This window comes from Roseovarius sp. EC-HK134, from assembly GCF_902498815.1.
GTDB classification, from domain to species: Bacteria; Pseudomonadota; Alphaproteobacteria; order Rhodobacterales; family Rhodobacteraceae; genus Roseovarius; species Roseovarius mucosus_A.
Genome location: NZ_LR701544.1, coordinates 2,985,603 through 2,997,317, shown reverse-complemented (window position 1 = coordinate 2,997,317; position 11,715 = coordinate 2,985,603). Strand labels below are relative to the sequence as shown.

Sequence of the window (11,715 nt, the reverse complement as noted above, 5' to 3'; positions counted from 1 at the left end):
TGAATTGCCTTTTTGCGGACTTACTATACGTTTGCACCAAGTCAGCCCGCGCCCACAACCCACGCGCGCCTTGGTGCCCTCTGAAAACGGATTGCCGCATACAATGCAGATATGGAAACAACTGCTTTTGCTCTGCCTCATAGTCGGCACAGCGTATGGTGGCTATTACGGCTATCAGACTTATCTCGTGAGCGCGCCCGAAGCAGCTGCCGAGGCGCAGGCTGAGCGCCCTGTAACGGTTGAGATCGCTCTTGCAGAAGAGCGCACGCTTCAACAGACAATCGAAGCGGTCGGCACAACCCGCGCATTGCAATCCATCGACATCGTCCCCGAGGCGGACGGGCGGCTGACCAGCCTCAGGATCACGCCTGGCACGCGGGTGGAACAGGGCGATGTGCTGGCACGGCTTGACGATACGATCCAGCGTGCCGACCTGAGCGAGGCCGAGGCTGTGCTGGTTGAACAGCGGCAAACCGTTGAACGCACGCGCCAATTGCGCCAAACCGCCGCCGTGTCGCAGGCCACCGAAGAAGAGGCCGTGGCGCGTCTGGCCGAAGCCGAGGCCGAAGTAGAGCGCGCACGCCGCAGGCTTGAGGATCGCACCATCACCGCGCCCTTCGGGGGCGTGGTGGGGCTTACCAACTATGACGTTGGTGCGCGCGTGATCGAAGGTCAGGTGCTTACCCGGCTGGATGACCTAAGCGAGGTCGAGGTGGAATTCTCGCTGCCTGAAACGGTGTTTTCCCAAGTGCGCCCCGGCCAGACCCTGATCGCCCGCAGCGCGGCCTTTGCAGACCGGATTTTTGAGGGCACGCTGGATGTGGTGGACAGCCGGATTGATCCGGTCGGGCGCGCCTTTCGAACCCGCGGGCGGATACCGAACACCGATGGCACGCTAGCCTCGGGTATGTTTCTGGCGCTGACATTGGTGCTCTCTGAAAGCGCGCATGTCACCGTTCCCGAAGAGGCGCTGATCTTTCAAGCCGCCGAAACCTACGTCTTTGTCGTCGCTGACGGCAAAGCCAATCGCCGCATCGTGACCTCTGGTCAGCGCAAGGATGGGCAAGTTGCCATCCTGTCGGGGCTTGAGGCGGGCGAAGAGGTGATCATTCGCGGGCTGCAGCGGGTGCGTGACGGGAGCGTGGTCAAAGTTCTGGGGGCAGACGCGGACGCGACGGCGAAAACGGACCTTGCCAAGCCGGAGAGCGCGACGTGACCCTCTCGGACATCTCGATCAGACGTCCTGTTCTGGCCGCCGTGGCAAGCCTTTTGATCGTGATCTTTGGTGTGGCGGCTTTGCGCTCTATCCCCGTGCGCGAATTGCCCGACGTGGACAATGCCGTCGTGACCGTGACCACCACCTATCGCGGTGCCGCCCCCGAAGTGATCGACACCGATATTACCGAGACGGTCGAGGGGGCCATTGCCTCGATCTCGGGCATTCGAACCATCAGTTCCGAAAGCCGACAGGGACGAAGCCGCGTCACTATCGAATTTGAAACCAGTGTTGATATTGACGTGGCCGCCAATGACGTGCGCGATGCCGTAGGCCGTGTGCGCGGCGACCTGCCGGAAGAGGCCGACGAACCGCAGGTGGTCAAGAGCGATGCCGATGCCGATCCCGTGATGCGCGTCGCCGTCACCTCGGACCGCATGACAACAGCCGAAATCACGGATTATATCGACCGGTTCGTGGTGGATCGGTTTTCAACCCTCGACGGGGTGGCCAATGTTGATGTGATCGGTGCGCAGCCCTTTGCGGTGCGGATCTGGATTGACCGCCGCGCGCTCGCCGCGCGGAACCTCACCGTCTCGGATGTCGAGGCGGCGCTCTTGCGCAACAACCTTGAACTGCCCGCAGGCGAGGTGGAATCGATCAACCGGCAAATGACCGTGCGACTGAACAGCCGGTTGCGCAGCATCGAGGATTTCCGCGACATCGTGATCGACCGCGTGGCAGGCTATCCGGTTCGGTTGGGCGATGTGGCGCGGGTCGTGCCGGGGGTGGCGGACGATTCCACAATTGTGCGCACCAATGGCACAGAGGCGGTCGGCATGTGGATCTTGCGGCAGAGCCAGTCCAACACGCTGGAAATTTCCAATGCCGTGCGCGCCGAGATCAAGACGCTGGAACCGAACCTGCCGGAAGGCATGAAGATCATCGTCGGCTCTGACGATGCGCTCTTTGTCGGGGCGTCGATCCGCGAGGTGGTGATCGCGCTCTTTATTTCTCTAGCACTTGTCGTCGCGGTGATCCTGCTTTTCCTGCGCAGTATCCGCGCCACACTTGTTCCTTTCATCACAATTCCTGTGTCGTTGATCGGCAGTTTCCTTTTGATCGGCATGTGGGGCTTTTCGCTCAACACGCTGACATTGCTTGCGCTTTTGCTGGCGATTGGCCTGGTGGTGGACGATGCGATTGTGGTGTTGGAAAACATCCAACGCCGGATCGAGGATGGGGAATCTCCGCTCGTGGCCAGCGTGCATGGCGCGCGCCAAGTGACCTTTGCGGTCATTGCCACCTCCATCACGTTGATTGCAGTTTTTGTACCGCTGTCGTTCATGCCCGGTCAGGTGGGCCGACTTTTTGTGGAGTTTGGCTGGGTCATGGCCGGCACGGTCGCCATCTCGACCTTTGTCGCCCTTTCCGCCTGCCCTGCGCTTGCCTCCAAGGTGCTGAGCGCCCGCAAACTGCGCGCCAATGCCCCATCCGGCCCACGCCCGCCCTCATGGATTCAGCGCGCCTATCGCGCACTCCTGACCCGCGCGATTGGCATGCCACTGGTGATCCTGCCCGTGACACTCGCCATCACCGCAGGAGCAGCACTTTTCTACGTGGACCTGCCCCGCGAGCTTGCGCCGCGCGAAGATCGCGGCGTTGGGTTTGTGCCACTTACCGCGCCTCAGGGATCGACCGTCGCGCATTCCGACATGGCTGCCCGACAGGTCGAGGCCATCCTTGATCCGCTGGTGCAATCGGGTGAGGTCGAAACAGTGTTCAGCTTTACCGGCTGGGGGGGGCGTTCGTGGCGCTCTTTCGTCGTGTTCCGCCTTGCGCCATGGGAAGAGCGGGACCGCCCGGTATCAGAGATTGTCAGCGAAATCGCACCGCAGATGGGGCAAGTCACCATCGCGCGCGGCTTTCCCGTAACCCCAGCGGGTCTTGGACTGCGCGGCAGTTCCACGCCCGTGCAGGTGGTGATCGGCGGGCCTGACTTTGAGAGTGTCAAGGAATGGGCCATAACCCTTCTAGAGCGTGCCGAAGAGGTTGAGGGGCTCGTCAATCCCGAGATCAATTTTGAACAGAACCTGCCGCAGCTTGACATCGAAATAGACCGTGCGCGCGCCGATGATCTGGGCATCTCTGCTGATGTGATCGCGGCCACGCTGCAAACCATGCTCGCGTCGCGCGAGGTCACGACCTTTGTCAGCCAGGGCCGCGAATATCCCGTGCTGGTTCAGGCCGAGGATGCGGACCGCCGCTCGCCCACGGATATCGAAAACATCTTTCTGCGGGCGGGCGACGGGGAAACGCTGGTGCCGCTTGGCGCGCTCGTGACCCTGAACGAGAATGCCGCAACCCCGTCGCTACGCCGCTTTGACCGGCTGCCGTCCATTCAACTCTCGGGCGCGCTTGCCCCGGATGCAGAATTGGGCGACGTTCTGGAACAACTCCAAGAGATCGCCGCCGACATCCTGCCGCCCGAGGCCAAGCTGGGCTATGATGGTCAATCGCGCACCTATATCGACACCTCCGCCGGGGTGGGTGTGGTGTTTCTGCTGGCGCTGCTGATCGTCTATCTCGTGCTTGCCGCGCAATTCGAGAGTTTCGTGCATCCGCTTGTCATCATGCTAACCGTGCCGATAGGGGTCGCCGGGGCGATTTACGCCATGGCGGCGGGGGGATTGTCGCTGAATGTCTACAGCCAGATCGGCATTATTCTACTGATCGGGCTCATCTCAAAAAACGGTATCCTGATCGTCGAATTTGCCAACCAGTTACGTGACGAAGGCTATGCCGTGCGTGACGCGGTGATCGAGGCCTCGGTCCTGCGCCTGCGTCCGATCATGATGACTGCCGTCTCGACCGTACTGGGCGCGGTGCCGCTTGTCACCGCCTCTGGCGCGGGCGCCGAGAGCCGGATCGCTGTGGGCACTGTGATCATCGCAGGGCTGGCCATGGCCACGGCGCTCATGCTCTTTGTCACACCCATCCTGTATGACTTGATGGCGCGGTTCACCCGCCCGCGCGGAGCAATTGAGAAAACGCTCGACGCAGCGCTCGGCAAAAGCGGCCAGCCCGCTGAGTAAGCTCTTGCCGATGACAGCGCCTGACCCCGCTTTTGTAGCCCCACAAGGGTGGCATTCCCGTGATCGGGATGGCATAAAAGACCAGCAGTCTGGGAGGGTCGTCGCGGTGTTGAAATCCAGTGTCAGGGTCGCCTCGCTTGCCGCGCTGTGCCTCTGGATTCTGCCCGATCTGGCGCAGGCGGCTGAGGTCCGGCTGACCGCGCCTGACGCGGGGGATGGGTTTGCAGACCGTTTGCGCAGCGCCTCGCTCACGATCACCACTGCCGCCCAACAAGAGGCCACCGCACAAGACCTATTGGCTGCGGCCCAATCGGATTACGGGCGTCTGATCGGTGTGCTTTATGCCGAGGGGTTTTATGGCGGCGTGATCCGCATCCTCGTGGATGGCCAAGAGGCCGCCAGCATCCCGCCCCTGCGCGCGCCAAGTGACATCAGACAGATTGACATCACCGTCGAGCGCAACGCGCCTTTCGTCTTTTCAACCGCGCGCGTCGCGCCGCTTGCCCCAAAAACCAAGCTGCCGCCTGAATTTGTCACCGGCAACCGGGCCAAGGGCGATCTTATCGGCGATGCGACACGCAGCAGCATCGCCGCATGGCGCACCACCGGACACGCCAAGGCGCTTGTGTCAGAGCAAACCATTATTGCCGATCACGCGGCCTCGACCTTGTCCGCTGACATCCAGCTTGATCCCGGACCGCGTCTGCACTTTGGAGAACTGTTGCTGGCCGAAGAAAGCCGCGAAAGCCGTGTGCGCCCGGACCGTATCCGCGACATTGCGGGCCTGCCGACGGGCCGCAAATTCTCGCCCGAAGAATTGGACAACGCCGCCACCCGCCTGCGCCGCAGCGGTGCCTTTCGCTCGGTTGTGATGATCGAGGCAGACAGGCCCAATCCCGATGGCAGCCTTGATATCACGGCCCGCGTCACCGATGCCCCGCCGCGGCGTCTTGGCTTTGGCGCGGAACTGGCCTCGCTCGAAGGGCTGACACTTTCGGGCTTTTGGCTGCATCGCAACCTCTTTGGCGGTGCCGAGCGACTGCGGCTTGATGCCATGATCGGTGGTATCGGCGGGGATTCAGGGGGCGAGGATTATCGCCTTGGCGCGCGTTATGACCGGCCCGCAACCTTTCACCCCGACACCGGGCTGTTTCTTGAGGCGCGGATCGAGGGAAATGACGAGCCGGATTATACGGAATCAAAGGTCGAAGTCGGCGGTGGCTTTACTCGGGTATTCTCGGACGAACTGCGCGGCGAGGCGGGCATTGCCTATCGCTATTCCGACATCGACGACGATCTTGGACGGCGCGAATTGCAGCATCTGCTGTTTCCGGCCAGCCTGACGTGGGACAAACGCGATGATGCGCTCAACGCAACCTCGGGTCTTTTCCTTGAGGTCTCGCTCACGCCCTTTATCGGCCTCGACCAAAGATCGGGAGACGGCGCGCGCATATTTGCAGATGCCCGGCACTACCGTAGCTTTGGCGCGGGCGACCGTTACACCCTTGCAGGGCGCGCGCAGATCGGATCGGTCGCGGGCCCCTCAATCGGCGAAATCCCGGCAGACATGCTGTTTTATTCCGGGGGGGCAGGCACTGTGCGCGGACAGGATTATCAATCTCTGGGCGTGGATATCGCCCCCGGCGTGCGCGTGGGCGGGCGTGCCTTTGTCGGCTTCTCGGGCGAATTCCGCGCCAGCGTCACAGACAAGATCCAAGGCGTGGCCTTTGTCGACACGGGCTTTGTCGGTCAGGATGCGCTTGGCACAGGACGCGGAGATTGGCACAGCGGTGCCGGGATCGGTGCCCGCTACTTCACCCCCGTGGGCCCGATCCGCGTGGATATCGCCACACCCTTGGGTGACAGGGCCGGGGAAGACCTCGAACTTTACATCGGTATTGGGCAGGCATTCTGATGGCCCGGCTGGTCCTATTCCTGTCGTTGCTGCTGGGGGCGCTTGCAACGCCACTCTTGGCGCAAACCGCAGATGAGGATCGCGGCTATCTGCAAGCCTTGCTTGAAGATAACCTCTCTGGTGCTGGACGCGAGGTGCGGATCACCGGCTTTGCCGGGGCGCTCTCGTCACAGGCGACTATCGCAGAACTGACCATCGCTGATCGCGACGGCATCTGGCTCACGCTGCGCGATGTAACGCTCGATTGGACGCGCACGGCGCTTTTGCGGGGCCGGGTCGAAGTCAATCGCCTGACCGCGCGAGAAATCACGGTGGCGCGTGCGCCAATTGCCGAAGAACCGCTTTCGCCAGACATGGCAGAGGCCACGCCCTTTCGCCTGCCAGAGCTGCCAGTCTCAGTCAACATCGGCGAGATCAGCGCCGAGACGCTTACTCTTGGCGCCACGCTTTTGGGTGAGGAAATCGCTCTTCGCCTGCTTGGGCGGCTGTCACTGGGAAGTGGTGAAGGGGCGGCAGAGATCGAGGTGACCCGCCTTGACGGGCGCGGTGCCGTATCGCTGAACGCAAGTTTTGTGAATGCGACCCAGGTTCTCGCCCTTGATCTGTCACTTCAAGAGGACGCGGGCGGCATCGCCGCCACTTTGCTGCAACTGCCAGATCGGCCCGCTCTTTCGCTCGGGATCAGCGGTACGGCCCCCTTGAACGACTATACGGCCGACATTCGCCTTACCTCGGACGGCACCCCCCGCCTGACCGGAGAGGTTACGATCCGCGACGCGGAGGCCGAGGGGGTCACGGCAAAAACCTTTGGCGCGACGATCTCGGGCGATCTCACACCGCTTTTTGCTGCTGACTACCGCCCCTTCTTTGGGACAGAAAGCGCGCTCAAACTGACCGGCACGCGCCAGCCAAACGGGGCCTTGGACATCGCGGATTTCACACTTTCGGCGGCACAGGTCACGCTGTCGGGCGCGTTGTCGCTCGATGCGGCGGGGTGGCCTCAGCGATTTAGGCTGACCGGCGAATTGGGCGATGGTGACAGCCGCGTGCGTTTGCCCATCAGCGACCCCGCAATCCACATTCGTGGCGCTACGATTGACGCTGCCTTTGATGCCGCGCGCGGCGATCGTTGGCGCGCACGGTTGGGCCTGACCGGGTTCGAGCGCCCTGATATCGGCCTTGCCACGGCCACGCTCTCGGGGCGTGGGGCGTTAGAACGCACCGCACCGCGCGGTGTGACGGCGCTTGTTGAATTTGACCTTGCCGGGCTGCGCGTTGACGATCCGGCGCTGGCTGAGGCCGTCGGAACAGAACTGTCCGGCCTTGCCTCGCTCGATTTCACCGAAGATCGCCCACTTGTCTTGAGGGCCCTACGGCTTGTGTCCGGCGCTGCGCAGCTTTCGGGCAATGGACGGATCGCGGCCTTGGCCGAAGGGTTTCCTGTCTCTGGCACCGCAACGCTGGAGGCACCCAACCTCGCACGCTTTGCCGCGCTCTCCGGGCAGAGCATTGCAGGGGCAGCCAAGGCGACCATCGCAGGCTCTGGCAGCCTGCTTGGGGGCGACTTCGACATCACACTCGATGCGGAAACGGATCAACTTGCGGTCGGCATTGCCCAGGTTGATCCCCTGATCGCAAGCGCGGGCACGCTCTCGATGGCTGCACGCCGCGATACCACCGGCATCGCGCTCGACCGCCTTCAGATCGAAAATGACGTGATCCGCGCCACAGCTTCGGGGCGCCTCAGCGGCGAGAGCGGCGCGCTCAGCCTTGCGGCGCGGTTGACCGATCTGGCACTTTCAGATCCGCGCCTGTCCGGTCCGGCAGAAATCAGCAGCAACGTGGCCTGGCAAACCGGGGGCGATGTGACCCTGACGGGACTGGATGCAGCGCTCATGGGAAGCCGCCTGCGCGCCAATGCAACCCTCTCGCCCGAAGTCGAGGGCCTGCCCCTGAGCGGGGAACTCCGGGCAGAGATCAGCGATCTGGCACGGTTCAGCGCCCTGGCGGGCCTTCCCCTGCGCGGTGCCCTTGACCTGACACTTGACGGCAAAGCCAAGGATCGTGGACAGGATGTAGAGATCAGCGCCACGCTCGATGGGCGCAATCTTGGAACCGGGATCGCCGATCTCGACAAGCTCATCGCCGGACAACTCTCTCTCAGGGCAGACGGTGCGCGCCGCCTTGACGGGATCGAGATTGGTACGCTCCGGCTTGAGACGCCACAACTCGCGCTCTCCGCAGGGTCGCCCAACCCGGATGCTCCCGTAGATTTCAACATACGTCTGGCCAATTTGGGCATGTTCGCCCCTGATTTCGCGGGCCCCGTGACCGCAACGGGCCGCGCCACCCTGTCGGGCGCTCTTGCTGAACGGGTGGCCGTGACGCTTTCAGCCGAGGGTCCGGGGGGCACCACGGCACAGGTCTCGGGCGACATCGTGGATCACGGCGCGCGCCTTGATCTTAGTGCCAGTGGCGCGCTGCCGTTGGCGCTTGCCAACAGCTATATCCGACCAAACGCAATTCAGGGAACGGCGCGCTACGACCTGCGGATCAACGGTGCCCCCGCCCTGCCCGCCGTCTCGGGCACGATCAGCACCTCTGACACACGCATTGCCCTGCCCGCAACCGGCCTCACGGTCGAAACCCTGAGCGGCACGGCAACGCTCGGTCAAAGCCGCGTTCAGACAGATTTCACCGCGCAGATGCGCGATGGCGGACAGATACGGGTGACCGGGCCGGTTGGCCTGACCCCCGGCTTCACAGGCGATCTGTCGGTGGGGCTTGATGGCCTCGTGCTGAGCGACCAGTTGATCTATACCACGACGGTGAACGGCAACATTGGCGTCAACGGCCCGTTGACAGGCGGCGCGCGGATCAGCGGGGCGCTGACACTTGAGGAAACCAATATCCGCATCCCCTCGGGCTTGGGCGCGGCATCGGTCTCGTTGCCAGATCTTCAGCATCGCAACGAACCCGCCGCAGTGCGCACCACCCGAGAGCGCGCAGGCCTGATCCAGACCGAAACAGCCGGGCGCGCGCGGCCCTACGCGCTCAACCTGTCGATCAATGCCCCCAACCGGATATTCGTTCGTGGGCGCGGGCTTGATGCCGAACTGGGCGGCAGCCTGCGCCTTGCCGGAACCACCGATGCCGTTGCCCCGGACGGGTTTTTTGAATTGATCCGGGGACGGATCGACATTCTGGGTCAAAGGCTTACCATGACCGAAGGCCGCATCACGATGCAGGGCTCTCTTGATCCCTACCTGCGCTTTGTGGCCACCACCGATGCGGGCGACGTCGCTGTGCAAGTGATCGTAGAAGGCGTGGCAAGCGCCCCCGAAGTGCGCTTTGCCTCTGACCCTGATCTTCCGCAAGAAGAGGTGGTCTCTCGGCTTATCTTTGGGCGCGGCTTGGATAATATCTCTGCCTTTCAGGCCGCGCAAATGGCCTCGGCGGTGGCGACGCTGTCCGGCAATAGCAACGGCGATGTGGTTGGTAAGCTGCGGGGTGCCATCGGCCTTTCGGATCTCGACGTCACACAAACAGAGGATGGCGGCACCGAGGTGAGTGCCGGTGCCTATATCTCGGATAAGGTCTATACCGAAGTCACAGCCGACAGCGAAGGCAAGCAACGCATCAATCTGAACTTTGATCTTAGCGACAGTGTCACGCTCAAGGGCGGGGCCTCTAACGATGGCTCCTCTGGGGTTGGCGTGTTTTTTGAACGCGATTATTGAGGGAATCGCGAAAACTTTTACAGGTTGCTCAGAATTCGGGCATAAAAGACTGACCTAACGCTCTGCTGCTTGGAATGATTTGTGCAGGAACAGAGCAAAAGGGAGGATCGCATGCGTTATATTCCATGGTTGATCAGTATTCTGCTCGTGCCCATTGGTGGGGCGATTGCCATTTGGTTGCCATTCTGGGGCGGGATGCTGGCAGGGCTTGCGGGCTTGGCCGCAACCATCGGGCTCTACGATGTTTACCAGAGCAAGCGTGCAGTTCTCAAAAACTATCCGCTCTCTGCCCGTCTGCGATTTCTCTTTGAACATTTCCGCCCCGAGATACGGCAATACTTCCTCGAAAGTGATCATGACGAGACCCCCTTTTCGCGCGAACAGCGCGCGCTTGTCTATCGCAGGTCCAAGGGAATCGAGGGCTTGCGCCCCTTTGGCACGTTGCGCAATGTCAATGCCGTCGGGCATGAGTGGATCAATCACTCCATGTCGCCAAGCCACCTGGGTGACATCGCATTTCGCCAGCCCATCGGTGGCCCGGACTGCACACAGCCCTACGACAGTTCTGCGCTCAACATTTCGGGCATGTCCTATGGCGCGCTGTCGCCAACGGCGATTGAGGCGCTGAACTGGGGCGCAAAACTGGGCGGCTTTGCCCATACCACCGGCGAAGGCTCGATCTCGCGGTTTCATCGCAAACACGGCGGCGATCTGATCTGGCAGATCGGATCAGGCTATTTTGGCTGCCGCACCGCCACAGGCGCGTTTGACCCAGAGATGTTCGTCACCAATGCCTCTGACCCTCAGGTCAAGATGATTGAGATAAAGCTCAGCCAAGGGGCCAAGCCCGGACACGGCGGCATCCTGCCCGGTGCAAAGGTGACAGAGGCGATTGCAGAGGCGCGCGGCGTTCTGGTGGGTCAGGATTGCATCAGCCCTGCCGCCCATTCTGAATTTTCCTCGCCCGACGGCCTTTGCCGCTTTATCGCCCGTCTGCGGCATCTCTCGGGCGGGAAACCTGTGGGGCTCAAACTCTGCGTGGGTCACCCGTGGGAGGTGTTCGCCATGGTCAAAGCCTTTCATGAAACCGGCATCACGCCAGATTTCATCACCATCGACGGGGCCGAAGGCGGCACCGGCGCGGCCCCGGTGGAATTCGCCGATCACAAAGGTGCCCCCATCCGCGAGGGGCTCATGCTTGTGCATAACAGCCTCGTTGGCATGGGGCTGCGCGACCGCGTTCGCCTGATTGCCTCGGGCAAGATTATCAGCGCCTTCGATATGTGCCGCATGTTCGCCCTTGGTGCCGATGGCTGCAATATCGCGCGCGGTTTCATGTTCGCGGTTGGCTGCATTCAGGCGCAAGTCTGTCACTCGGGCAAATGCCCAACTGGCGTCACCTCGCAGGATCCCGGCCGTTACCGCGCGATCGTGGTTGCGGAAAAGCATCTGCGCGTGGCCAGTTATCACCGCAACACGCTCTTCGCCCTCAAGGAAGCGGTGGAATCCTCTGGCCTTCAGCGACCACAGGAATTCACGCCACATCACCTGATGATCCGCGTCAACAGCCGCGAAGTGCGTTCCGCCGCAAGCCAGTATCTCTGGCTTGAACCCGGCGAATTGCTCGGCGGTCATGTCAGCCATCCCGCCTTTGCCAAATACTGGGATCACGCCCGCCCAGACACATTCGCCTTCGCCCCCTGACCAAGGACCGCGAACAACCGGGATAAGCCGGTTCTGATCAGAGGA

The 11,715-nt window shown here is 62.2% G+C and carries 5 protein-coding genes; all 5 read left to right on the top strand.

What is annotated here, in order from left to right:
* Window positions 1-103: 103 nt before the first annotated feature.
* Window positions 104-1,216 carry an efflux RND transporter periplasmic adaptor subunit gene (locus GC127_RS18330; protein WP_254700163.1) on the top strand — a complete coding sequence of 371 codons (1,113 nt, stop codon included), beginning with the start codon at window positions 104-106 and terminating at the stop codon, window positions 1,214-1,216.
* Complete coding sequence (locus GC127_RS18325; protein WP_151979230.1) at window positions 1,213-4,311, top strand: efflux RND transporter permease subunit; 3,099 nt, start codon at window positions 1,213-1,215, stop codon at window positions 4,309-4,311. The genes GC127_RS18330 and GC127_RS18325 overlap by 4 nt, the downstream gene beginning before the upstream one ends.
* 106 nt (window positions 4,312-4,417) lie before the next feature.
* A complete protein-coding gene (locus tag GC127_RS18320) occupies window positions 4,418-6,226 on the top strand; it encodes an autotransporter assembly complex family protein (RefSeq protein WP_151979229.1) in 1,809 nt (602 codons plus the stop codon).
* Window positions 6,226-9,966, top strand: a complete 3,741-nt coding sequence (locus tag GC127_RS18315; RefSeq protein WP_151979228.1) for a translocation/assembly module TamB domain-containing protein — start codon at window positions 6,226-6,228, stop codon at window positions 9,964-9,966. The genes GC127_RS18320 and GC127_RS18315 overlap by 1 nt, the downstream gene beginning before the upstream one ends.
* A gap of 111 nt (window positions 9,967-10,077) precedes the next feature.
* Window positions 10,078-11,670: an FMN-binding glutamate synthase family protein gene (locus GC127_RS18310; RefSeq protein ID WP_151979227.1), complete on the top strand. Its 1,593-nt coding sequence runs from the start codon at window positions 10,078-10,080 to the stop codon at window positions 11,668-11,670.
* The last annotated feature ends 45 nt before the right edge of the window (window positions 11,671-11,715 follow it).